The 23,744-nt window shown below is 67.7% G+C and carries 24 protein-coding genes and 1 tRNA gene; 6 read left to right on the top strand and 19 right to left on the bottom strand.

All coding sequences use genetic code 11. The features are described from left to right. Positions 1–62: 62 nt before the first annotated feature. From ntrX to dusB, 5 genes are all read right to left on the bottom strand, one after another. Positions 63–1,430 (bottom strand): nitrogen assimilation response regulator NtrX, encoded by a 1,368-nt coding sequence (ntrX, locus tag B5Y19_RS06450; protein ID WP_079591262.1) that lies wholly within the window; start codon positions 1,428–1,430, stop codon positions 63–65. Then, on the bottom strand, positions 1,427–3,712 hold the full coding sequence (locus B5Y19_RS06445) for a sensor histidine kinase NtrY-like (protein ID WP_244555498.1): 2,286 nt from the start codon (positions 3,710–3,712) through the stop codon (positions 1,427–1,429). Before B5Y19_RS06445 ends, ntrX begins: the two co-directional genes overlap by 4 nt. A gap of 119 nt (positions 3,713–3,831) precedes the next feature. Further along, the gene (gene ntrC, locus B5Y19_RS06440) at positions 3,832–5,283 is read right to left on the bottom strand and encodes a nitrogen regulation protein NR(I) (RefSeq protein ID WP_055726986.1); all 1,452 of its coding nucleotides are present in this window, start codon (positions 5,281–5,283) and stop codon (positions 3,832–3,834) included. 8 nt (positions 5,284–5,291) lie between these two features. Then, positions 5,292–6,431, bottom strand: a complete 1,140-nt coding sequence (locus B5Y19_RS06435) for a two-component system sensor histidine kinase NtrB (protein WP_079591320.1) — start codon at positions 6,429–6,431, stop codon at positions 5,292–5,294. A gap of 26 nt (positions 6,432–6,457) precedes the next feature. After that, positions 6,458–7,447 carry a tRNA dihydrouridine synthase DusB gene (gene dusB / locus B5Y19_RS06430; protein ID WP_055726987.1) on the bottom strand — a complete coding sequence of 330 codons (990 nt, stop codon included), beginning with the start codon at positions 7,445–7,447 and terminating at the stop codon, positions 6,458–6,460. A gap of 134 nt (positions 7,448–7,581) precedes the next feature. Here dusB and B5Y19_RS06425 point away from each other — a divergent pair, with 134 nt between their 5' ends. Next, complete coding sequence (locus tag B5Y19_RS06425; RefSeq protein WP_079591260.1) at positions 7,582–8,826, top strand: bifunctional 2-C-methyl-D-erythritol 4-phosphate cytidylyltransferase/2-C-methyl-D-erythritol 2,4-cyclodiphosphate synthase; 1,245 nt, start codon at positions 7,582–7,584, stop codon at positions 8,824–8,826. A 2-nt stretch (positions 8,827–8,828) separates the two neighbouring features. Beyond that, positions 8,829–9,326, top strand: coding sequence for a CinA family protein (locus B5Y19_RS06420; RefSeq protein ID WP_055726988.1), 498 nt, complete (start codon positions 8,829–8,831; stop codon positions 9,324–9,326). Between the two features lie 4 nt (positions 9,327–9,330). Here B5Y19_RS06420 and B5Y19_RS06415 read toward each other — a convergent pair whose 3' ends face one another. The 10 genes from B5Y19_RS06415 to B5Y19_RS06370 all read right to left on the bottom strand — a co-directional run bounded on the left by B5Y19_RS06415 (position 9,331) and on the right by B5Y19_RS06370 (position 18,437). Continuing rightward, complete coding sequence (locus B5Y19_RS06415) at positions 9,331–9,801, bottom strand: type II toxin-antitoxin system RatA family toxin (protein ID WP_055726989.1); 471 nt, start codon at positions 9,799–9,801, stop codon at positions 9,331–9,333. A 14-nt stretch (positions 9,802–9,815) separates the two neighbouring features. Next, a complete protein-coding gene (gene lipA / locus B5Y19_RS06410; protein ID WP_055726990.1) occupies positions 9,816–10,811 on the bottom strand; it encodes a lipoyl synthase in 996 nt (331 codons plus the stop codon). A 98-nt stretch (positions 10,812–10,909) separates the two neighbouring features. Then, entirely contained in the window at positions 10,910–11,188 is a 279-nt protein-coding gene (locus B5Y19_RS06405; RefSeq protein WP_055726991.1) for a GlsB/YeaQ/YmgE family stress response membrane protein, read from the bottom strand. An 82-nt stretch (positions 11,189–11,270) separates the two neighbouring features. Further along, positions 11,271–11,609 carry a GlsB/YeaQ/YmgE family stress response membrane protein gene (locus B5Y19_RS06400; protein WP_055726992.1) on the bottom strand — a complete coding sequence of 113 codons (339 nt, stop codon included), beginning with the start codon at positions 11,607–11,609 and terminating at the stop codon, positions 11,271–11,273. 57 nt (positions 11,610–11,666) lie between these two features. Next, a complete protein-coding gene (locus B5Y19_RS06395; RefSeq protein WP_055726993.1) occupies positions 11,667–12,491 on the bottom strand; it encodes an FkbM family methyltransferase in 825 nt (274 codons plus the stop codon). 68 nt (positions 12,492–12,559) lie between these two features. Next, a complete protein-coding gene (gene lpdA / locus B5Y19_RS06390) occupies positions 12,560–13,999 on the bottom strand; it encodes a dihydrolipoyl dehydrogenase (RefSeq protein ID WP_055726994.1) in 1,440 nt (479 codons plus the stop codon). A 15-nt stretch (positions 14,000–14,014) separates the two neighbouring features. Then, positions 14,015–15,373, bottom strand: a complete 1,359-nt coding sequence (locus tag B5Y19_RS06385; protein WP_079591259.1) for a pyruvate dehydrogenase complex dihydrolipoamide acetyltransferase — start codon at positions 15,371–15,373, stop codon at positions 14,015–14,017. Positions 15,374–15,387: 14 nt separating this feature from the next. Continuing rightward, a complete protein-coding gene (locus B5Y19_RS06380; protein WP_055729890.1) occupies positions 15,388–16,806 on the bottom strand; it encodes a pyruvate dehydrogenase complex E1 component subunit beta in 1,419 nt (472 codons plus the stop codon). A 53-nt stretch (positions 16,807–16,859) separates the two neighbouring features. Further along, a complete protein-coding gene (gene pdhA, locus B5Y19_RS06375; protein ID WP_055729893.1) occupies positions 16,860–17,957 on the bottom strand; it encodes a pyruvate dehydrogenase (acetyl-transferring) E1 component subunit alpha in 1,098 nt (365 codons plus the stop codon). A 168-nt stretch (positions 17,958–18,125) separates the two neighbouring features. Further along, entirely contained in the window at positions 18,126–18,437 is a 312-nt protein-coding gene (locus B5Y19_RS06370; RefSeq protein ID WP_055729889.1) for an FtsB family cell division protein, read from the bottom strand. A gap of 127 nt (positions 18,438–18,564) precedes the next feature. Between B5Y19_RS06370 and B5Y19_RS06365 the strand changes: the two genes are divergently transcribed. Then, positions 18,565–18,639, top strand: a tRNA-Lys gene (locus B5Y19_RS06365). A gap of 248 nt (positions 18,640–18,887) precedes the next feature. Here the strand turns inward: B5Y19_RS06365 and B5Y19_RS25610 are convergent. Then, on the bottom strand, positions 18,888–19,091 hold the full coding sequence (locus B5Y19_RS25610) for a DUF4167 domain-containing protein (RefSeq protein WP_139384285.1): 204 nt from the start codon (positions 19,089–19,091) through the stop codon (positions 18,888–18,890). A gap of 691 nt (positions 19,092–19,782) precedes the next feature. After that, positions 19,783–20,058, bottom strand: a complete 276-nt coding sequence (locus tag B5Y19_RS06355; RefSeq protein ID WP_055729887.1) for a hypothetical protein — start codon at positions 20,056–20,058, stop codon at positions 19,783–19,785. A 221-nt stretch (positions 20,059–20,279) separates the two neighbouring features. Between B5Y19_RS06355 and B5Y19_RS26025 the strand changes: the two genes are divergently transcribed. Continuing rightward, the gene (locus tag B5Y19_RS26025) at positions 20,280–20,447 is read left to right on the top strand and encodes a hypothetical protein (RefSeq protein ID WP_156367118.1); all 168 of its coding nucleotides are present in this window, start codon (positions 20,280–20,282) and stop codon (positions 20,445–20,447) included. A 17-nt stretch (positions 20,448–20,464) separates the two neighbouring features. On the opposite strand, the gene B5Y19_RS06345 is transcribed toward B5Y19_RS26025, so the two are convergent. Then, positions 20,465–20,731 (bottom strand): hypothetical protein, encoded by a 267-nt coding sequence (locus B5Y19_RS06345; RefSeq protein WP_244555497.1) that lies wholly within the window; start codon positions 20,729–20,731, stop codon positions 20,465–20,467. 175 nt (positions 20,732–20,906) lie between these two features. Between B5Y19_RS06345 and B5Y19_RS06340 the strand changes: the two genes are divergently transcribed. Then, positions 20,907–21,458: a PRC-barrel domain-containing protein gene (locus B5Y19_RS06340; protein ID WP_055729884.1), complete on the top strand. Its 552-nt coding sequence runs from the start codon at positions 20,907–20,909 to the stop codon at positions 21,456–21,458. 61 nt (positions 21,459–21,519) lie between these two features. Here the strand turns inward: B5Y19_RS06340 and B5Y19_RS06335 are convergent, their stop codons facing one another. After that, positions 21,520–23,016, bottom strand: coding sequence for an NAD(P)H-hydrate dehydratase (locus B5Y19_RS06335; RefSeq protein ID WP_055729883.1), 1,497 nt, complete (start codon positions 23,014–23,016; stop codon positions 21,520–21,522). Positions 23,017–23,322: 306 nt separating this feature from the next. Here B5Y19_RS06335 and B5Y19_RS06330 point away from each other — a divergent pair, with 306 nt between their 5' ends. Continuing rightward, positions 23,323–23,661, top strand: coding sequence for a P-II family nitrogen regulator (locus B5Y19_RS06330; RefSeq protein WP_055729892.1), 339 nt, complete (start codon positions 23,323–23,325; stop codon positions 23,659–23,661). Positions 23,662–23,744 lie beyond the last annotated feature (83 nt).

The raw sequence follows: 23,744 nt of genomic DNA, 5'->3' as shown, positions 1-23,744 counted from the left end.
CGCCACGATTTTACACAGGGGTATCTGCGTGCGGCGCAGATACCCGCCAAACCGAACCTCCGTCAACCGACGCCGAGCGACTTCAGCTTGCGGTGCAGAGCCGAGCGCTCCATGCCGATGAATTCGGCCGTCCGCGAGATGTTGCCCGAGAAGCGGGCGATCTGGGCGATCAGATATTCGCGCTCGAAGATCTCGCGCGCATCGCGCAGCGGCAGGCTCATCAGGCGCTCGCCGCCGGAGCCCGAAGGCGTGGTCGGCACCATGGCGCCGACCTCGGCCGGCAGCATCTCGACCGTCACCTCGGCCGTCGGATCGCCCTTGGTCAGGATCATCAGCCGTTCGACATTGTTGCGCAGCTCGCGGACATTGCCCGGCCATTCATGCGACTGCAGCACGGCCATGGCGTCGCTGCCGATCTGGCGCTTCGGCAGGCCGGTCGCGATCGAGATCTGGTCCATGAAGAACTCGATCAGCTCCGGCACGTCCTCGCGCCGCTCCGACAGCGGCGGTATCCGGATCGGCACGACGCTGAGGCGATGATAGAGGTCCTCGCGGAATTGCCCGTCGGCGATGAGCTTCGCGAGGTCGCGGCTCGACGAGGAGATGATGCGCACGTCGACATGCACGCGCGTCGCGCCGCCGACACGCTGGAAGTTCTGGTCGACCAGCACGCGCAGGATGCGGTTCTGGGTCTCGCGCGGCATGTCGCCGATCTCGTCGATGTAGAGCGAGCCGCCATGCGCCTCCTCGAGCGCCCCGATCCGGCGCGAGCGGCCGTCGCCGCCCTCGACGCCGAAGAGCTCCTCTTCCATCGTCTCGGGCGTGATGGTCGCGGCGTTGATGACGACGAAGGGGCTGTTCGACCGCGTCGACGCCTCGTGCATCGTGCGCGCCGCTAGCTCCTTGCCGCAGCCCGGCTCGCCGGTGATGAGGACGCGCGCATTGGTCGGCGCGACGCGCTCGATCGTCTGGCGCAGCTGGTTCACCACCGTCGTGCGCCCGACGATGCGGTTGGCCTGCACCGAGCGGGTCTTGAGCTCGCGCACTTCGCGGCGCAGCCGCGAAGCTTCCAGCGCGCGCTCGGCGACGAGAACCAGCCGGTCCGCCTTGAACGGCTTCTCGATGAAGTCGTAGGCGCCGCTCTTGATCGCGGACACGGCCGTCTCGATGTTGCCGTGGCCGGAGATCATCACCACGGCGAGATCCGGGTGGCTCTCCTTGATCAGTTCGAGGACCTGCAGGCCGTCGAGGCGGCTGCCCTGCAGCCAGATGTCGAGGAAGACCAGGTTCGGCCGCCGCGCCGCGATCGCGGCCAGCGCGTCGTCGGCGGAGCCCGCCTTGCGGGTCCGGTAGCCCTCGTCCTCCAGAAGGCCGGCGACCAGATCGCGGATATCGACTTCGTCGTCCACCACCAGGATGTCAGCGCTCATGAGCCAATTCCATTCCTTCGATCATGATTGAGGCCGGAGGCCGGCGAAGCGGCGTTGTCGCCGTCCTCGACGTCCTGCGTCGGGCCCGCTTCGGGGAACCAGAGACGAATGCGCGCACCGCGCGCGCCGCTGGAGGCGTCGGGTCGGTCGAGCAGCTCGATCCCCCCGCCATGGTCCTCCAGGATCTTGCCGACGATCGCAAGGCCGAGGCCCGTCCCGCCCTCGCGCGTCGTCATATAGGGCTCCAGCAGCTTCTGCCGCTGGTCCGCCGGCAGGCCCTTGCCGTTGTCGATCACGTCGATGACGATGCGCCCGTCGTCGAGCCGCTCGAGCCGGACGTCGATGCGGCCATGGCCGCGCTCTTCGATGGGGATGGCGTCGATCGCCTCGGTCGCGTTCTTGATGACGTTCGTTAGGGCCTGCGAGATCAGGCGACGGTCGAACCGGGCGGAAACCGGCTCGGAGGGCAGGCTCTCCTCGATCGTCACCTCGGGATTGCCGACCCGCCAGAGGAAGACGATCTGCCTGATGGTCTCGACGATGTCCTCCCTGAGCAGCGACGGCTTCGGCATCCGGGCGAAGGAGGAGAACTCGTCGACCATCCGCCGGATATCCTCGACCTGTCGCACGATCGTATCCGTGCACTGGTCGAAGACATCCTTCCCTTCGGTGATGACCCGCCCGAATCGGCGCTTGATGCGCTCGGCCGAAAGCTGGATCGGCGTCAGCGGATTCTTGATCTCATGGGCGATCCGCCGCGCCACATCGGCCCAGGCCGCGGTGCGCTGGGCCGAGACCAGGTCGGTGATGTCGTCGAGCGTGACCACGAGCCCGGCCCCGATCCCCTCGCCCTCGCGAACGGCGCGGACATTGACCATGCGGTCCTGCCCGGCGCGGGCGAAGATGATCTGTCCCGAGCTCTGGCGCTGGCGGCCCTGCAGCGCCTCGGCGACGAAGCTGGTGACCTCGGGCGCGACCTCCGCGATCGGCTTGCCCAGCACGCGCCCGCCGGTACCCAGAAGGCTTTCCGCCGAGCGGTTGATCGTGGTGACATGCCCGTCGGCATCGAGGCTCAGCACGCCGGAAGAGACGCCTGAGAGCACCGTTTCGGTGAAACGGCGCCGGCGGTCCATGACCTCGCTCGCCGTCACCAGCCCGTCACGCTGGCGGCGCAGCTCCGCGGTCATCTTGTTGAAGGTCTCGCCGAGATGCGCGAGATCGCCCTCTGATCGTCGGACCGGCACCTGGACGTAGAAATTGCCGCTCGAAACCTGATCGGTGGCGTGGATCATGCGGCGGATCGGCGCGACGAGGCCGTTGGCGAAGCTCAGGCCGATCCAGATCGCTGACAACAGCAGGATCAGCGCGATCAGGCCGTACATCGACGCGAAGGCGATCTGCACGCCCTTCCGGCGTGCGTCGATCGACAGATATTCGACGGCAGCACCACGCGCGACCGCTGGGAACTCGACGGCGAGCGGGTCGACCTCCCGGGCGATGTGCAGGAAGCTGTTGTCATAGGCCGGCAGCTTCATCACCGCGCCGAAGATCCGGCCTGTCCGGGGGATGACGCAGATCGGCTCCGGCGCGGACTGGGCATCGTCGAAGGCGGCCTGATCCGGCTTCGGCGCATCGCGCAGCACGTTGATGTTGGCGCGCACGACCACCTTGTCCGGCGGCTGCATGATCGCCGCGACGGGCACGCCGAGCGCGGTGGCACGGTTCGTCAGGAAGTTCTCGAACCATTTGCGGTCGACGTCATAGGCCGGCTTGGCCCGGGTCAGGTCGTCGGCGAGGATGCGGATCTCGCGTCCCAGCGAGCGGCACTGGCTGGCGGCATAGGCATCGGCGACTTCGACCGACTTGAACACTGCATCGCGCATCCGGTCGGAAAACCAGGGCTCGAGCCCGCGTTCGATCGTCACGGTCGCGATGATGGCGACGAGGACGGCCGGCAGCGCCGCGATGATGCTGAACAGGCCGACGATCCGGACATGCAGCCCGGCCGCGGCCGCCCCCGCCTTGCGCGCCCGAATCAGGACGGCCGCCTCGAACGCGACGATCACCAGCAGCGCCAGGATCAGCAGCGCGTTGAGCACGAAGACGCCGACCACGATCTCGTGGACCGGCACGATCGGCGTGGCGCCAGACAGGACAAGAAAGGTGAGCAGCGCCGAGACCAGCGCCAGAACGACGACGATCGCTCCGATCCAGCCGGAGACGCGGCGGGATTTCTCCTCGCCGCGCGGCATCATTCTGGCCTCACCGATGGAAGCGGACACGTTTTCTGGCAACTCCGATGCAGCGCGGGCGGATGCGGATCCGGCCGGCGGGCGCTACTGATGCGCCGCCGCAACGGTGTTGTCAAAATATGACATGGGCAAGGCAGCGCTGCGCCGGCTCAGCGTGGCGAGCGGACCACCTGCATGTCGAGCTCGCGGATCTTCTTGCGCAATGTGTTCCGGTTGAGTCCGAGCAGTTCCGCGGCCCGGATCTGGTTGCCGCGCGTGGCGGCGAGCGCGGCCGCGATCAGCGGCGGCTCGATCTCGCGCAGAATGCGGTGATAGAGGCCGGGCGGCGGGATATTGTCGCCGAAACTGCCGAAATACTGGCCGAGATGACGTTCGACCGAGCCGGACAGGGTCTCGCTCCGTTCCGTCGCGGCCGGGCTGCTCGCATAGCCCGGGCCGGCGCTGGCCGGCTGGAGCTCGGCCTCCACGATCGGGGCCGTAATGGTTTCCTGGGGATAGAGCGCCGCAAGGCGGCGGACCAGGTTCTCCAGCTCGCGGACATTGCCGGGCCAGCGATAGCGCCGCATCACGTCCATCGCTTCCGAATCGACCTGCTTGCGCGGCAGGCCCTCCTTCTCGACGAGCGAGAAGAAGTGGCGGACGAGGTCCGGGATGTCCTCGACGCGCTCGCGCAGCGGCGGCAGGCGGATGGGCACCACGTTCAGCCGGAAGAACAGGTCCTCGCGGAAAAGCCCCTGCGCGATCGAGATGCGCAGGTCCTTGTTGGTCGCGGCGATGATGCGGACATTGGTCTTGATCGGCGTGCGGCCACCGACCGTGGTGTATTCGCCCTGCTGGAGCACGCGCAGGAGGCGGGTCTGCGCCTCCATAGGCATGTCGCCGATCTCGTCGAGGAAGAGCGTGCCGCCCTCCGCCTGCTCGAAGCGCCCGGAGGAGCGCGTCAGCGCACCGGTGAAGGCGCCCTTCTCATGGCCGAACAGCTCGGATTCGATCAGGTCCTTCGGGATCGCCGCCATGTTGATCGCGACGAAGGGGCCGTTCTTGCGCTTGCCGTAGTCGTGCAGCGCCCGCGCCACCAGCTCCTTGCCGGTGCCCGACTCGCCATTGATCATCACGGTGAGATCGATTGGCATCAGGCGCGCCAGGGCGCGATAGACGTCCTGCATCGCCGGCGAGCGGCCGATCAGCGGAATGTCCTCGGGCTCGGCGGCATGGCCGCGGGCCGTCTCGCCGCGCGGGCGCGACATGGCACGCCCGACGATCGCGACGAGTTCCTTCAGGTCGAAGGGCTTGGGCAGGTATTCATAGGCGCCGCGCTCCGACGCCTTGATCGCCGTCATGAACGTGTTCTGCGCGCTCATCACGATGATCGGCAGCTCGGGCCGCACCCGTTTGATGCGCGGCAGCAGGTCGAAGGCATTGCCGTCCGGCATGACCACGTCGGTGATGATCAGATCGCCCAGTCCCTGTGCGGCCCAGGTCCAGAGCGTCGCCGCCTGGCCCGTGGTCCGGACTTCGTAGCCGGCCCGGGCCAGCGCTTGATTGAGGACGGTGCGGATCGCGGCGTCGTCGTCGGCGACGAGGATATGACCGGTCGGCATGGGTTCCTTTAGGCCTTGCGCTGACTGCCCTGACCGAGCTGGTGCAGCGGCAGAAGAATTCTGAACTGCGTCCGGCGAGGAGCGGATTCGCATTCGACGATTCCGCCGTGATCGCCGATCACCTTGGCGACGAGTGCAAGTCCAAGGCCACTTCCCTGCGCCTTGGTCGTCACGAAGGGATCGAACAGGTGCTGGACGAGGTCGGCCGGCACGCCGGGCCCGTTGTCGCGGATGCCGATTTCGAGCGGCAGCGCGATGCGCTCGGACGAGCCCGGAACCTGCAGGCGGATACCGGGGCGATAGGCCGTGGTCAGGATGATCTCGCCATCGACCGCTTGTTCGCCAATGGCTTCGGCCGCATTCTTGATCAGGTTGAGGAGCACCTGGACGAGCTGGTCGCGATTTCCGGCCACCGGCGGCAGGGAGGGGTCGTAGACCTCGCTGAACCGGATGTGCCGGGCGAAACCCGACTGTGCCAGGCGCTTCACATGGTCGAGCACGTCATGGACGTTGACGGGGTCGCGCTCGCTCGGCCGCTCGTCTCCGAACAGCTCGACGCGCTCCACCAGCTTCACGATCCGGTCGGTCTCGTCGCAGATCAGCTGGGTCAGCATGCGATCGTCGTCGGAGATCGAGCCTTCGAGCAGCTGCGCCGCGCCCCGGATGCCGGAAAGCGGATTCTTGATCTCATGCGCCAGCATGGCACCGAGTGCGGTGATCGACCGGGCTGCCCCGCGATGCGTCAATTGCCTGTCCATTTTTTCGGCAATTGTCCGTTCCTGCAGCATCAGCACCACCGCATCGCCCTGGCTGGGCAGGGGCGAGGCGAAGACGTCGACGACGCGGTCGCTGCCGAGCCGCGGCGAGCCCAGATCCAGCCGGTACTCGCTGACGCTGGCGCCGCGGCGCTGCACCTCCTCGATCAAGCCGAGCACGGGCGAGCCGAAGGCGATCAGATCGTCGATGCGCTGGCGCTTGAGCACGGCGGCACTCGACTGGAAGAAGTCCTCGGCCGCAGTGTTGGCGTAGATCACCGCATGGCCCTCCCCGATCACCAGCACCGGCATCGGCAGGACGTTCAGCGCCTGGACCTCGATCGGGTCGAGCAGATAGGACCGCTCGCTCCCGAGCCCCTTGTCGGCAAACATCGCCGTCATCGGCCCATCCTTTCCTCTCAGGCCGCTTCGCGGTTGCGCTCGGTCGAGAACAGCCCGGTCAGGGCCGCCTTGACGACGCGCGGATCGTCCGAGGTCAGCAGCAGGCGCCGCCGCTCCGGATCCGGCGCGCAGCCCTCCTCCAGGGCTTCGTCCGCATAGGCCGCGAGATGCTTGCGGGCGTGGCGCACGCCATGGGCCACGCCCATCAGCGCCAGCAGCCCCTCATAATGTTCGATCGCGACAGCGAGCTTCTCCGCCAAGGAGGGCGCGGCGATCTGTCGACCATCCAGCGCCGCTCCGATCGCGCCGGCAAGCCAGGGCCGGCCGAGCGCGGCGCGCCCGACCATCACGCAATCGGCGCCGGATTCTGCGAGGCAGGCCTCGGCATCGGCGAGGCCGTGGATGTCGCCATTGGCGACCAGCGGGAAATCGCCGGCCGCGCGCACGGCAGCGATGGCGCGCCAATCGGCCTTGCCCTTGTAGAACTGCTGCCGCGTGCGCCCATGGATGGTGATCATCCGGGCGCCGGCCGCGACCGCGCGGCGGGCGAGTTCCGGGGCGTTGCGGGAGGCATCGTCCCAGCCCAGCCGCATCTTCACCGTTACGGGGATCGTGACGGCGGCGACGGCGGCGTCGACCAGCGACACTGCATGGTCGAGGTCCCGCATCAGCGCCGAGCCGGCCCAGCCGCCGGTCACCTTCTTGGCCGGGCAGCCCATATTGATGTCGACGATCGCCGCGCCGTTCGCTTCCGCCAGCCGGGCGGCCTCGCCGAGCCAGTGCGGATCGCAGCCGGCGAGCTGGACGACATGCGGCGACACGCCCTCGCCTTCGGCCCGGATGCGCGCCTCCTCGCTGCCGCGGACGAATTCGTCCGACGCCACCATTTCCGAGACCACGATTCCCGCGTGGTAGCGGGCCGCGATCCGGCGCATGACGATATCCGTCACGCCCGACATCGGCGCCAGGAAGGCGCGGGTTTCGATCGGAATTCCAGCGATGTCCAAAGGGTGCAGCCTGATTTTGAGGCAATCGTCAGCATGCATATTTATTGGACAATGCTGCGCCAGCGCAAGCGCGCAGGAAATGCGCTGCATTGCAACATGGTCGCACCCCCTGCCCTCGGCCGCAGGAATTGGCTATGCCTGCCGCAAACTTGCTGTCAGCCAGGACCTTCCTCGTGCCGTACCCGACCGATACCTTCCCGCCCGTGGCCGCCCTGCTCGTCGCGGCAGGCCGCGGCCTGCGGGCCGGCGATGGCGAGCCGAAGCAGTATCGCCTCGTCAACGGCCGGCCCGTCCTCGCCCATGCGCTGATGCCGTTCCTCGCGGAGCCGGCGATCGAGCGCGTCGCGGTCGTCATCGGCGAAGGCGATGAAGCCCGTTATGCGAACGCCATCGCCGGCCTGGACAGCGCCCGACTTGTCGCCCCCACCTTGGGCGGCGAGACCCGCCAGGCTTCCGTGCGCCGCGGGCTGCTCGCCCTGTCCCGCGCCGGGTTCGACGGCATCGTGCTCGTTCATGACGCCGCGCGGCCCTTCGTTTCGCGCGCCCAGATCAGCGCGGCGATCCACAGGCTCGGCGCCGGTGACCTCGCCGCCATCCCGGCCATGCCCGTCACCGATACGATCAAGCGCACCGATACCAGCGGCCACGTCGCCGAGACCCCGCCGCGGGACCAGCTCGTCAGCGTCCAGACGCCGCAGGCCTTCCGCTTCGGGCCGCTGCTCGAGGCGCATGAGGCCGCTGCGGCTGCCTTGCAGCACGGCTTCACCGACGACGCCGCCCTGATGGAATGGGCCGGCCACACCGTCGCGACCTTCCGCGGCGACCCGGCCAATGTGAAGCTGACCCATGCCGAGGATTTCCTCAGGGCCAATGCCCGCCACGGCGCGGTGCTCGTGACGCGCGTCGGTACCGGCTATGACGTCCACGCCTTCGGACCGGGCGACCATGTCTGGCTCGGCGGCGTGCGGATCGGGCACGACCAGGGCGTCGTTGCCCATTCCGACGGCGATGTCGGCCTGCATGCGCTGACCGACGCCCTGCTGGGTGCGCTGGCCGATGGCGACATCGGCACGCATTTCCCGCCGAGCGATCCGCAATGGCGCGGTGCCGCCTCGGCCCAGTTCCTCGCCTTCGCGGCGCAGCGCGTGCGCGAGCGTGGCGGGCGGATCGACCATCTCGACCTGACGATCGTCTGCGAAGCGCCCAAGGTCGGCCCGCATCGCGAGGCCATCCGCGCCGAGATCGCGGCCATCACCGGCGTCGCCATCGGGAAAGTCGCCATCAAGGCGACCACCTCCGAGCGCATGGGCTTTACCGGCCGGCGCGAGGGGCTTGCGGCGCTGGCCACGGCGACGATCCGGCTTCCCGAGGAGGATTGACCGTGTTCGACCTCGACATTCGTTCACTGGCGGCAGAGCTGCTCGACTTGAGCAAGGAGCGTGGCTTCACGGTGGCGACGGTCGAGTCCTGCACCGGCGGCCTGGTCTGCGGCGCGCTGACGGCCATCGCCGGCTCCTCCGCCATGGTGCAGGGCGGGCTGATCACCTACGCGAACGAAGCCAAGGCCGCCCTGGCGGGAGTGCCGGCCGCTCTGCTCGAGAAATACGGTGCGGTGAGCGAGCCGGTCGCGCGGGCGATGGCGGAGGGCGGACGCCAGCGCCTGGACGCCACCTTCGCCGTCTCGATCACCGGCGTCGCCGGACCGGGCGGCGGAAGCGTCGAGAAGCCGGTCGGACTGGTACATTTCGCCTGCGCCGGTCCGTCGGGCACGCAGCATCGCGAGCGGCGCTTCGGCGAATTGTCGCGTGACGAGATCCGGCGGTTGAGCGTGCTGGAGGCGCTCGACCTGCTGCGCGAGACGGTCCTCGCCCGTCCCTGAGCCCTCAGCCGAGCGCCGGCGCCGCGCCCCGGCCATAGACCAGATCGGCACGCTTCTCGAAGGCTTCCGAGAACTTGTGGAAGGCCTTGTCGAACATCGCGCCCATCAGCATGCCGAGCATGCGGCTGGCGAATTCGTAGGAGATGAAGAACCCGACCTCGCAGCCGGCCTCATGCGGCTTGAAGGTCCAGCGGTTCTCCAGGTGGCGGAACGGCCCGTCGACATATTCGACCAGGATCTTGAGGCTGGCCGGGTCCAGCGTGACGCGACTGGTGAAGGTCTCGCGGATCGCCTTGTAGCCGACCGTCATGTCGGCCAGCAGCACCTCGCCGCCGCCGTCGCGCGGTATGCGCCGCCGCACCGTCAGCCCCTCGCAGAGCGGCAGGAACTGCGGGTATTTATCGACATCCGCCACGAGCGCGAACATCTGCTCGGGCGAGTGCTTCACCCGGCGGGTGCTGTTGAACATCGGCATGGGCAGCGGCGCCGCTACTGGCCCAGCCGCGCCGCCCGGTTCGCGCGCAGCCGCGCGAAATCCTCGCCGGCATGGTGCGAGGAGCGGGTCAGCGGCGTCGAGGAGACCATCAGGAAGCCCTTGGCATAGGCGATGGTCTCGAAGCTCTTGAACTCGTCCGGCGTGACGAAGCGGATCACCGCATGATGCTTGCGCGACGGTGCCAGGTACTGGCCGATGGTCATGAAGTCGACATCGGCCGAGCGCAGGTCGTCCATCAGCTGCAGGATCTCGTTCCGCTCCTCGCCGAGGCCGACCATGATGCCGGACTTGGTGAAGATCGTCGGGTCGAGCTCCTTGACCCGCTGCAGCAGCCGCAGCGAGTGGAAATAGCGCGCGCCCGGCCGCACCTTGAGGTACTTGCCCGGCACCGTCTCCATGTTGTGGTTGAACACGTCGGGCTTGGCCGCGACGACCACCTCGAGCGCCCCCGGCTTGCGCAGGAAGTCCGGCGTCAAGATCTCGATGGTGGTGCTGGGCGACATCTTGCGAATCGCGCCGATCACCTGCGCGAAATGCTCGGCCCCGCCATCCTTGAGGTCGTCACGGTCGACCGAGGTGATGACGACATGCTCGAGCCCGAGCTTGGTGACGGCCTCGGCGATCTTGCGCGGCTCCTCGGGGTCGAGCGCCTGCGGCACGCCGGTCTTCACGTTGCAGAAGGCGCAGGCCCGCGTGCAGGTGTCGCCCATGATCATGAAGGTGGCGTGCTTCTTCTCCCAGCACTCGCCGATATTGGGGCAGCCGGCCTCCTCGCAGACGGTGACCAGCTTCTCGGCCTTCACGATCGCCTTGGTCTCGGCCCATTTCGGCGAGCCCGGCGCCTTGACGCGGATCCAGTCCGGCTTGCGCAGGACCGGATTCTCCGCACGCTTCTGCTTCTCGGGGTGGCGGACTTCCGCCGGTTGCGCCTTCGGGTTGCCGGCATTGGGCCGCGGATCGCGGTTCAGCAGGTCGAGAACAAGCGCCATATCGGAGTCCGGGCTACATAAGCGGGAGCCGGTCTGGCCGGCTCCCTCTAGCTAATCCCCCGAGCGCGCTATCGCAACTGCCGGCGCCCTGGCGCAGGTCAACCGCGTCCGCGTGCCGCGTTCCAGATCGCGATCACGATGATGGCACCCGCCACCGCGGCGGCCAGGGTTCGCCAGAAGCCGTAGACCGGAATCTCCATGAGTTCCGCGACCTTGGCGCCAACGAAGGAGCCTGCGACACCGACGAGCATGTTGGTGAAGAGGCCGTGCCCGGCCGAAGTCAGGCGCTCGGCGATCCAGCCGGCGAGCAGGCCGATCAGCAGCGTCATGAAGAAGCCATAGCCCGGCTGGGCCATGGTGGCGGCAAAGCTTTCCATCGCAGAAGTCCCCCTAGCCATGCGCGAATGCGCGCCAACACAACCGCCGGCTCCTTGCCGGGTTCCGTGATCCAGCACGCCTTCAGGCGATGAAGCGCGCCAGCAGGATGACGAGGATCGCGCCCAGCACCGCCATGCCGGCCTCGTCGAGGAAACCATGGCCGGTTCGCAGCCGCCAGCCGGTCACCCGCACGATGCCCTGGCCAACCAGCATGCCGAGGACGCCGACCACCGCATGTCGGATCAATCCGCCGCCGCCGACCACTAGGCTGGCGACGAAGCCGGTCGCCGTGCCGAAGGCGACGGTCGGCACCACGACGCTCCAGTCGAGCGCCGTCGCCCGGCGCGGCGGCAGGATCTCGACCTCCTCGTCGCGGACGACACGGTCGGGCTTGGAGGATTTGCGGGAACGCGGGGCCATCAGCGCAGTATGCGGTTTCCGCGCCGCCCGGGCCAGAGCCCGGTTCGCCCGGCGCGTTCAGGCCCCGCGCCAGGCGTGGGTGTCGTACCATCCCGGCAGCGGATAGGGGCGGAAATGGCTGCCGAGGCGGACGAACTGGCCGATGACCGGCAGGTTCCTCAGGAAGGACTTGTCGCCGAACAGCCGGTAGAGCCGGAAGATACGGCGGTAATCCTCGATCACCGCGTCTCGTGACAGCCAGGGCTGGTCGAGATCGTCGCCGAAGGGGCCGGAGCCATGCCGCTCGAAGCGATGGACGACGGTGCCGCCGCCCAGCGTCCGGACCGGCAGGCGCCGGCCGACGACGTTGGCCTGCTGGACGGCGCGAAAGCGCCGATAGCCGAGCGAGACGAGGCGGTCGACCTCCTCGACCAGCACGTCGAAATCGACCTTCTCCGACTCGATGGAAATATGCTCCGGCGTCACGCCGGACGATGCGATCACGTCGAGGATATGGTGATCGGCGCCCTCGACGTCGATCTTGAGGAAATACGGCGCCTGATGGCGACGCAGCGCCTCGGCGAAATCCAGCCGCGGCAGCGTGATCGCCCCGCTCTGCCGGCCGAGCTTCTGGTTGCGCTCCTGCCAGTCCGGCGAGGTCGTACCCCAGACGGTCATCTCGTTGCGGTAGAAGGTGACCGCCTCGCCCGCGTCCGGCGGAGCGATGGCGCCGGACTCGATCGTCAGGCGTCCGTCGTCGATCTCGCGCGAGAAACGGCGCGCGCAGGCCTCGACCAGATCCGGATTGGCTTCGAAGGCGACGACGCGAAAACCCTTGGCCAGATAATAGGCCGTGTCCTCGCCCCGGTGCTGCCCGACATCGTAGATCAGGTCGTCCGGCATGGTTGTTTCCCGCCCGTTTGTTCTTGAACGAGGCAGGAAACACCGAATAGTGACGCTACGTCAACTCCTCAGGCGTTGAGGACCTTGCCATAGGCGTCGAGCACGCTCTCCTTCATCACCTCCGACAGGGTCGGATGCGGGAAGATGGTGTGCATCAGCTCTTCCTCGGTCGTCTCGAGATTCATCGCGACGACGAAGCCCTGGATCAGCTCGGTGACCTCCGGGCCGACGAGATGGGCACCGAGCAGCTTGCCGGTCTTGGCGTCGAAGATCGTCTTCGCCAGGCCGCTATCCTCGCCGAGCGCCACAGCCTTGCCGTTGGCGACGAAGTTGAAGCGACCGACCTTGATCTCGTAGCCGGCGGCCTTGGCCTTCGCCTCGGTCAGGCCGACGCTGGCGATCTGTGGATGGCAATAGGTGCAGCCCGGGATCATCGCCTTGTCCATCGGATGCGGGTGCAGGCCCTTGATCGCCTCGACGCAGATCACCGCCTCATGCTCGGCCTTGTGGGCCAGCATCGGCGGGCCGGCGACGTCGCCGATCGCGTAGACGCCCTTGACGTTGGTGCGGCAGAAATCGTCGATGACGATGCAGCCGCGGTCGGTCTTCACGCCGAGCGTCTCGAGCCCGATGTTCTCGATGTTGCCGACGACGCCGACGGCCGAGATCATGCGATCCGCCGTGATCGTCTGCTTGCCGCCCTTCTCGTCCTCGATATGGGCGGTGACGGAGTCCGCGCCCTTCTCGACCTTCGTCACCTTGGCGCTGGTGATGATCTTCATGCCCTGCTTCTCGAAGGCCTTGCGGGCGAAGGCGCCGATCTCGGCATCCTCCACCGGCACGACCTGCGGCAGCACCTCGACCACCGTCACCTCGACACCCATCGTCCGGTAGAACGAGGCGAACTCGATGCCGATGGCGCCGGAGCCCATCACGAGGAGCGATTTCGGCATCTTGGCCGGGACCATCGACTCGAAATAGGTCCAGATCAGCTTGCCGTCCGGCTCGAGGCCGGGCAGCGCGCGCGGTCGGGCGCCGGTCGCGACGATGATATGGTCGGCGGTATAGGTGCCCTCGCCCTTGGCGCCCTTCGGCACCGGTCCTTGCGGCTGCATCGCCGGCTTCTTGGTCGGCGCGACCGCGATCGTGCCGGGCTTGGTCAGCTTGGCCTCGCCCCAGATCACGTCGACCTTGTTCTTCTTCATCAGGAACTGGACGCCGTTGTTCATCCGCACGGCGATGCCGCGCGAACGCTTCACGATGGCCTCCAGATCGGCCTTGAACGAGCCTTCCAGCGTCAGGCCGTAGTCCTTGGCGTGCTGGCCGTAATGCAGGATCTCGGCCGAGCGCAGCAGCGCCTTGGTCGGAATGCAGCCCCAGTTCGAGCAGATGCCGGCGAGATGCTCGCGCTCGACGATCGCGGTCTTGAAGCCGAGCTGCGCGGCCCGGATCGCGGCGATGTAGCCGCCCGGGCCGGAGCCGATGACGATGATGTCGTAGTCAGCCATGATTGCCTCCGCCGCTCACACCAGCATCGCCATGGGCTTCTCGATATAGCCCTTGAACGCCTGCAGCAGCTCGGCGCCGAGCGCACCGTCGACGGCGCGGTGATCGGTCGAGAGCGTCACCGACATCACCGTGGCGACGGCCGGCTGGCCGTTCTTGACGACGACGCGCGGCTCGCCGGCGCCGACCGCCAGGATCGTCGCATGCGGCGGGTTGATCACCGCGGCGAAGTCCTTGACCCCGAACATGCCGAGATTGGAGACAGCCGTGGTGCCGCCCTGATACTCCTCGGGTTTCAGCTTGCGGGCCTTGGCGCGGGTCGCATAGTCCTTCATCTCGTTTGAGATCTGCGACAGCGTCTTGTGGCAGGCGTCGCGCACGATCGGTGTGATCAGGCCGCCGGGGATCGAGACCGCGACGCCGACATCGGCATGCTTGTGCTTGAGCATGGCGCCGTCGGTCCAGGAGACGTTGGCGTCGGGCACGGCCCTGAGCGCCAGCGCCAGCGCCTTGATCACCATGTCGTTGACCGAGAGCTTGTAGGCCGGCTTGCCGTCCTTCTCGGGAGCGGCGGCATTGAGCTCGGCGCGCAGCTTCAGGAGCGCATCGAGTTCGCAATCCAGCGTGACGTAGAAATGCGGGATCGTCTGCTTGGCCTCGGTGAGGCGGCGGGCGATCGTCTTGCGCATGCCGTCATGCGGGATCTCCTCATAGGAGCCCGGCTCGAACAGCTTCTTGATCTGCTCGTCGGACGGCCCGGCCGCGAGCGGCGCAGCGGCGGGCTTGGGCGCGCCCGGTGCGCCGGCGGGAACCGCCGCCGGAGCGGCCTTCGCACCGCCGCCCTTCTTCGCAGCCTCGACGTCCTTCTCGACGATGCGGCCATGCGGGCCGGAGCCCTGGATGGCGGCGAGGTCGAGCCCGGCCTCCTTGGCGAGACGCCGCGCCAGCGGCGAGGCGAAGGGCCGATTGCCGTCGGCCTTGGCCGGAGCCGCGGCTGCAGCCGGCGCCTCGGGCGCCTTGGCGGGAGCGGGAGCCGCCGCCGGCGCGGCTTCGGCCTTCGCAGGCTCGGCCTTGGGCGCCTCGGCCTTCGGAGCGCCGCCAGCCGCCGGAGCGGCGACGCTCTTGGCGTCCTCGCCCTCGCCGGCGATCACGCCGATGACCTCGTTGACGGCGACGTCGGCCGTGCCTTCCGGCACCACGATCTTGGCGAGGATGCCCTCATCCACCGCCTCGACTTCCATCGTGGCCTTGTCGGTCTCGATCTCGGCGATGATGTCGCCGGATTTGATCGTATCGCCTTCCTTCTTCAGCCACTTGGCGAGATTGCCCTTCTCCATCGTCGGAGAGAGCGCGGGCATCAGGATGTTGGTCGGCATCGGTCAGCCCCTTCTCAGCGATAGCAGACGGCCTTGGCCGCCGCGACGACCTCGCCGATGTTCGGAAGCGCGAGCTTCTCGAGGTTCGCGGCGTAGGGCATCGGCACGTCCTTGCCGGTGACGCGGGCGACGGGCGCGTCGAGATAGTCGAAGGCCGCCTCCATGATGCGCATGCCGATCTCGGCGGTGACGCCGGACTGCGGGAAGCCCTCCTCCACCGCGACGCAGCGATTGGTCTTCTGCACCGAGGCGACCACGGTCTCGATGTCCATCGGGCGGATGGTGCGCAGGTCGATGACCTCCGCCTCGATGCCGTCCTTGGCCAGTGCCTCGGCAGCGCCGAGCGCGTAGTTCATGCCGATGCCGAAGGAGACGATGGTCACGTCCGTGCCGGGGCGCACGACCTTGGCCTTGCCGATCGGAACCAGGAAATCGTCGCCCTTCGGCAGGTCGAAGGACTTGCCGTACATGATCTCGTTCTCGAGGAAGATCACCGGGTTCGGGTCGCGGATCGCGCTCTTGAGCAGGCCCTTCGCGTCCGAGGCGCTGTAGGGCACCACGACCTTGAGGCCCGGCACGTTCGAATACCACGCCGCATAGTCGTGGCTGTGCTGGGCGGCGACGCGGGCGGCGGCACCGTTGGGGCCGCGGAACACGATCGGGCAGCCCATCTGGCCGCCGGACATGTAGAGCGTCTTGGCGGCGGAGTTGATGATCTGGTCGATCGCCTGCATGGCGAAGTTGAAGGTCATGAACTCGACGATGGGCTTGAGGCCCGAGAGCGCCGCGCCGACGCCGACGCCGGCAAAGCCGTGCTCGGTGATCGGCGTGTCGATGACGCGCTTGGCGCCGAATTCCTGCAGCAGGCCCTGGGTGACCTTGTAGGCGCCCTGGTATTCCGCGACCTCCTCGCCCATGACGAAGACGTCCTTGTCGCGGCGCATCTCCTCGGCCATCGCGTCGCGCAGCGCCTCGCGGACCGTCATCGAGACGATCTCGGCGCCCGCAGGGAATTCGGAGGAGGCATCATAGGCCTTGGCCTGGGCCGGAACCGTGTCCGGCTTGCTGGCGGCCGGGGCATCGGCCGAAGCGGCCACCGCCGCCTCCTGCTTGGGAGCCTCGGCTGCGGGCGCCGGGACGGCCGGATTGATCTTCGCCGGGTCGGCCGCGGCCGCCTTGCTCACATCCTCGCCATCGGCGGCGATGATGCCGATCGGCGTGTTGACCGCGACGTTCTCGGTGCCGTCCGCGACGAGGATCTTGGCGAGGACTCCCTCGTCGACCGCCTCGACCTCCATGGTCGCCTTGTCGGTCTCGATCTCGGCGATAATGTCGCCTGCCTTGACCTGATCGCCCTCTTTCTTCAGCCACTTGGCCAGTTTTCCTTCCTCCATGGTGGGGGAAAGGGCAGGCATGAGAATGTCGATCGGCATGAACGCACCCGGATTCGAAGACGCGGGGAAAGGACGAAGCGGATGGCGCGGGCTCAGCCCTGCGCCGGCTCCAGCAGGATGTCGGTGAAGAGCTCGGACGGATCGGGCTCGGGGTCGTGCGTGGCGAATTCGGCGGCGTCGTTGACGATCTCGCGCACCTTGGCGTCGATCGCCTTGAGCTCGTCCTCGCCGATCTTGAACTCGCGGACGAGGCGCGCCCGGACCTGCTCGATCGGGTCGTGCTCCTCGCGCATCCGCTGGACCTCGTCCTTGGAGCGGTACTTCGCCGGGTCCGACATCGAGTGGCCGCGATAGCGGTAGGTCTGCATCTCGAGGATATAGGGCCCCTTGCCGGAGCGGGCGTGCTCGATGGCGCGCAGGGCCGCGTCACGGACGGCGCGGACGTCCATGCCGTCCACCTGCTCGCCGGGAATGCCGAAGGAAGCGCCGCGGCGGGAGAAATCCGTCTGGGCCGAGGCCCGGTTCACCGCGGTGCCCATGGCGTAGCGGTTGTTCTCGATGACGAACACGACCGGCAGCTTCCAGAGCTGGGCCATGTTGAAGCTCTCATAGACCTGGCCCTGGTTCGCGGCGCCGTCGCCGAAATAGGTCAGCGATACCGTGTTGTCGCCGCGATACCAGTCGGCGAAGGCGAGGCCCGTGCCGAGCGATACCTGCGCGCCGACGATGCCGTGGCCGCCATAGAAGTTCTTCTCGCGGCTGAACATATGCATCGAGCCGCCCTTGCCGCGCGAATAGCCGCCGCGCCGGCCGGTCAGCTCGGCCATGACGCCGCGCGATTCCATCCCGCAGGCCAGCATGTGGCCGTGGTCGCGATAGCCGGTGATGACCTGGTCGCCATCCTTGGAAGCCATCTGCATGCCGATGACCACGGCTTCCTGGCCGATATAGAGGTGGCAGAAGCCGCCGATCAGCCCCATGCCGTACATCTGGCCGGCCTTCTCCTCGAAGCGCCGGATCAGCAGCATCTCGCGATAGGCGTGGAGATCTTCTTCCTTGGTGAAGGTCGGCGTGTTGCTGAGGGCCGGGCCTGCCTTGCCGGCGCCGTCCTTCGCGGAACGCGCCCTTGCCGGCTTCCCGGCTGATTTCGATTGAGCGGGAGCTTTCGACTTGCGCGCGGCAACAGCCATCAGGCGGTCCTCCAAGGTCATTCGACCTTTGTTGTAGAGGATCGCAAAAACCTTGGCGAGCACGCTATCTCGCATTGCAGCATGAACTAAACCTTTGAAAACAAAGGCAGCTCAGCGCATAACCGAAATCAAGTTAATCGATACGTCCGGAACTAAATCCGGCCGTGATCAGCGGCCCATGACGACGACGTCGTTCTTGTGGGTCCGGCCGAGGACGTTGCGGGCATTCTCCTCGAGGAGGTCGCGATCGACCGCCTCGTCGCGGACGAGCGCGAGGTGTCGTTCCCAGGATTTGCGCTCGGCGACCAGGCTTGCGAGCTCCGCCTCGAGGTCGCGCAGCGACTCGCGCACGGCGCCGCGCGCCTCGAGGCCGCGCGCGCCATGCTGGGCGTGGAACATGAAATAGGCGACGGCCGCGCCCGACACGAGGTAGAGCGCCAAAGTCACGAAGATGGACCGGAGACCGCGACGGATGACCATGTCGCAACGCTATGACGGCTTGGTTTCCGGTCGGTTAACGCGCGCGGCGGGCGGTGGAAGGTGCTGGTGACATCTTCCTCGAAGAGTTGACCCGCGCCCAGCACCTCCGTATGTCACGGCGCGGTGAGGGCGGGTAGCTCAGTGGTAGAGCACGTGACTTTTAATCATGTGGTCGTGGGTTCGATCCCCACCCCGCTCACCACCGCAAGCCCCGGCCCGCGTATCGAGGCTTTGCCTCCCCCGCTTCCCGATCAGGCTTTGGGAAACCGTCTCCGCGCCGGGATGAGCGAATCTTCCGACCAGCTCGGTAACGGGCCGTGACCATTTCCCCTGGGGCGATCTCGGCTTCCCTGCCCGCGTGGATGGGATGAGCAAGCGGCTGGGCCGTGTTCGATACTCGTCCCCCGCTCCCGCGCCGCCAAGGATGCCGCGCGGCCTTTGGAGGGCCTTCTAGGCAGCTTCGCTGTTCAGCAGGCGACGCAGGTGATCGGCCTGCTGGTAAAAGCGTTCGGCTTCGACCCGGTCGCCTATGGCTTCGCACCCTCGCGCAAGCGCCAGGGCGCGGTCGTAGCGCATCTGCAGGCCCGCGCCTGCCCGTCGAGCAACCTGATCGCGCCTGAATCCATCCGTCGGCTTGCGATCATTGCGGTTCATGGTGTTCTCCTCAGCCCATGATCTGCGCGACGATCTCGCGCAGTTCCTCGCGCGAGAGGCCGCAAGATTCCGGCTTCCAGCCGGGTAGAGATTTCGGAGGCAAGGGGCGCGAGGCCGATGGAGTAACGCGCTTGGTGTTCTTGTGTTCGTATCGGGTTGTGTTTTTCATATCAGTCCAATGGCGCGCGGGTTTCCGCGCTGCCCGTAAGGCCGCCGGGCGCAATGCCGGCGGCAGCATGCCGCCGAGCGGCACTCAATTGTCGAAAGAGTGGAAAGTGGGGCACGCCTGTCGCGGCGAAGCCAGCCGAATAACTCGGTTCGATGCAGGCTTCTTAATGACCTATTGTGGCCGTTTGATGAGCCGAAAGCAGTGGCGGCAACGCAGGGCGGCCTCGCCACGACGGTCCGCAGGCAGGCTGGCCAGCGCGGCGATCCCCAGATCATCGATGGCCAGATAGGCAGCAAACAGAACGGTGATCGCCGCGCCTATGGCGAACCAGATCCAGAATTCAGGCGGCGGCCGTCTGCGGGACCCCGTTCTGGGGAAATCCCGGGCGAGCGCCCTTGTTCAATCCCGAAATCGCAGCGCCATTGTGGATTGCGCGATCTCCGGCTCCTCGCATTCGGGCCGGTCCCGCCGGCTTTCGCTTCGCGCAGGAGGCGCGGCATGCAAGCCTGCTCCTGACGACCGCTATCCCAATCTCTGGGTCACGCCGCCCTTCCGCCAGCGGGCGCCGGGCGCCGGCCCGAGGAAATAGGCTCCGCCCGCCCCGCCGACGCCAAGCGCCGGCCAGCCGGGATCGGCATAGGCGTTGAGCTCCCAGCAGCGCAGGTGCTGGCGCTCGGCCTCGGTGGTGGCGTCGTTGCAACGGGAAACCTGCGAGCGCTGCCAGAAGGCCGAGGCGCCCTGCGGCCCGGCCGCCACGGCGAAGCCGGACAGCAGCGTCAGGGCCAGCAGCCTCTTCATCACGGCGTTCCTTCCCAACATGGCAATCGACGTCCATGATGACGGCCCTGCCCTTGCCGAAGGCTTAAGCCCCAGGCGAGACCTGCAGCTGCCGTCATCCCGCGGCAGCCCCCCGGCGGGCGGCGGGGACGGCGAGGCGACGCCCCGTCACGATCGCGAAACCGTGGCGCGAGATGGCGCGCCATCCGCCCTGCCCTTTCGACCGCGACCAGGAGACCGATGTGAAACTGCCAATCGTGATCCACACCGATGAGGACTATGACCGCGCCCAGCAGCGAGTGAAGGAGCTCAACGCCATGCCCGACAGCGGCGAGAAGGAGCGTGAACTCGAGGCTCTGGCCGAGGCGATGCTGGCCTTCGAGCTCCGGCGCGACGACGCCGACGACTGACCGGCCGTCCGCGCCCTTCAGGAATCGTTGCTCGCATTGAGCTCCTCCGGGCGCATTCCTTCGTCGTGTGGCAGGGCGGCCTCCTTCCGGCCGGCCGTCCATCGCGAGACGATTTCCGCGACCAGATCGGCGCGTGACCGGCCGCGCCCCTGCGCCGCGATATAGCGGTCCAGCGCAGCGATATCCTCTTCACGCAAGCGGATGGTGACGGTAGCGGACGACATAACGGCCTCCCGGCGGGAACAGCGCCGCTCCCGCGGCGTTTCAGGCTGGCATTCGAGCACGCGCTCGTGCCGTGATCAAACATTCGATTTCGCACGCGTGGCTAGCTTCGCGCGAAGGATTATCGCGCCGGCATACCCATCGATCGATAGTTGTCACGAAGTCGTGATGAACAAAATCGCGTGTCGATCGTTGTTCAACCAGCCCGCACCACTGCGGAAAATCCAGGAGGAAGAAATGTTCAAACGCATCGTATTCGCTTCTGTCGGCGCGGGGCTTCTTGCGGCCACGGCCGTGGCGCAGACCAGCGCCCCGACGCCGCCCTCCTCTTCTTCGACCCCCGCGGCCCCGGCCGCCACCCCTGCCAGCAAGCCGGCGATGCCGGAGAACAACCTGGCGGGCAAGGGCAAGTGGCGGGCGAGCAAGCTGATCGGCGTCGACATCTACGGCCCCGACGACAAGAAGGTCGGCGACGTGACCGAGCTGGTCTTCGACAAGTCCGGTAAGGTCGAGATGGTCACGGTCGGCGTCGGCGGCTTCCTCGGCATCGGCTCGAAGGATGTCGCGATTCCCTTCGAGCAGGTAAGCTGGAGCGATCAGCCGATGGCTCCTGCAGCCCCCGCCCCTGCCGCAGGCGGCGGGACCGCCGGCACCGGAGCTGGTACGGCGTCGGCCCCGCCGGCGGCTGCTGCGCCCAAGGCTCCGGCCATGTATCCGGATCACGGCAAGATCACGCTGACCAAGGACCAGCTCAAGGAAGCTCCCGCGGTCACCTATTCCGGCTCCTGATCCGGTCGACCAGTCAAATCCGGGCCCGCCCCTGCCGGGGCGGGCTTGTTTCTGCGCGGTCTCAGACCGGCAGCGTTTCCCGCATCAGGGCCGGGATCGCCTCGGGCAGGTCGTCCGCGATCAGCCCGATTCCCAGGCGCTCGCCGGCGCGGCCATGAAGCCAGGCGGCTGCGCAGCTCGCCTCGAAGGCCGGCATCCCCTGCGCCAGCAACCCGCAGATCAGGCCCGCCAGCACGTCGCCGGACCCCGCCGTCGCGAGCGCCGGGCCGCCGGTCGTGTTGATCGCCGCCCGGCCATCGGGCGCGGCGACCACCGTGTCGGCTCCCTTGTAGACGACGATCGCCCCGCAACGCCGGGCAGCCTTGCGAGCCCGCTCCAGCTTCGAGCGCTCCTTGGCGATGCCGGCTTCTCCGCCAAACAGCCGCTGGAATTCGCCTTCATGGGGCGTGAGCACACAAGCCGCACGGCGACCCGCCAGCAGCGCGGCCGCCCCGCCCGGCGCTCTCGCCAGCAGGGTCAGGGCATCGGCATCGAGGACCGCAGGCGTGGCGCAGCCGGCGATCGCGCCGACCAGTTCGGCCCCACGTTCGCCGAGCCCCAATGCCGGCCCCGCAAGGACGGCCGACACGCGCGGATCGTCGAGGAAGGCCGTCAGCGCGGCGGCATCGGCGGCGGAGCGCTGCATCAGCGCATCCGGCCCGCGGGCAGCGTGCGCCATCAGGGCCGCGGGCTCGCACAGGATCGTCGCGAGCCCGGCCCCGATCCTGAGCGCGGCCCGTGCGCTCAGGCGCGGAGCGCCGACACCGGCCACTCCCCCCGCCACGACCGCGACGGCACCGCGCCGGAACTTGTGCGTATCGAGCCCGTGCCGCGGCCAGACGTCGCGCCAGAGCCCGACATCATTGCGGAACGTTGCTGCGCCGGCCGCGGCTTCCGGCAAGATTCCGATGTCGCTCAGGCTGACATGCCCGCACAGGCTTCGCCCGGGAAGCAGCAGATGGCCGGGCTTCAGCCGGAAGAAGGTCACCGTCTCGCTCGCCTTCACCGCGATGCCGTCGACCTGACCGGTATCGCCGGAAACCCCGCTCGGCACATCGACGGCGATGATCGGCCGTCCCGTTTCGTTCATGAAGGCGACCGCGGCCGCCGCCTCGCCGGCGAGGGCCCGCGTCAGTCCGGCTCCGAACAGGGCATCGATGAAGAGATAGCCCGGCGCTTCGCGGATCCGCGCCAGTGGCAGGATCGGGCCGTCCCAGCGCGCAGAGGCCGCAGCAGCGTCGCCGGTCAGCGCTTCCAGGCGTCCGTGCAGAAGGACGCGGACCTGCCGGCCGCGCTCGCGCAGGATGCGGGCGGCGACGAAGCCGTCTCCGCCATTGTTGCCGGGCCCGCAGACGACGGTGATGGCGGCGCCTTCCGCGCTGCGCGCCAAGGCCGCTGCCGCGACGGCCGCGCCGGCCCGCTCCATCAGGACGATCCCCGGCCTGCCTGCCGCGATCGTCATCGCGTCCGCCTGCTGCATCTGCCCGGTCGAGAGCAGGGCGAGTTCGGTTGCTTGCATTGCTTCGTTCACGGTCCTTCCACCGGCGACAGCATCGGACGGCACGGCCCTGCCGGGCAAGGGATGCCGAATGATCGACAATGGTCGCAGAATAGGCACATGATTATTTTTTGTGCTGTTTCTTGCCCCATCGGGAGGCGGGTCGCTCGGGCCTGCCGCATGGCGGGGCGTCTTCGCCGATGCTATGAGCAGAGGATGAAAGCGTCGGAGCTGAGCGCGCTACCGGATCGGTGCGCCGAAGCCCCGCGCAATCGATGATCCGGCGCAGGCCGGAGCCCGTGGAGCGGAATGGAGGCCGGTCGGCTCATGAAGAAGATCGAAGCGATCATCAAGCCCTTCAAGCTGGACGAGGTGAAGGAGGCGCTTCAGGAGGTCGGGCTTCAGGGCATCACGGTTCTCGAGGCCAAGGGCTTCGGCCGCCAGAAGGGGCACACCGAGCTCTATCGCGGCGCCGAATACGTCGTCGACTTCCTGCCCAAGGTGAAGATCGAGATCGTGCTGGCCGACGACATGCTCGACCGGGCGATCGAAGCCATCGTGAAGGCCGCGCAGACCGGCCGGATCGGCGATGGCAAGATTTTTGTATCGAGCATCGAGGGGGCGATCCGCATCCGTACCGGCGAGACCGGCGCGGACGCGATCTGAGGACCTTCCCCCCGCATCATTAGGGATCAAAGGTCGAGGCTGGACCGGAGCCAGCCGCGACCCACGAGTTTGAGAAACTGCTG

It is taken from the genome of Allobosea thiooxidans (assembly GCF_900168195.1).
Classification (GTDB): domain Bacteria; phylum Pseudomonadota; class Alphaproteobacteria; order Rhizobiales; family Beijerinckiaceae; genus Allobosea; species Allobosea thiooxidans.
Note: the sequence above shows the minus strand (reverse complement) of the source record. Positions and strands in the feature narration are given on the sequence as shown.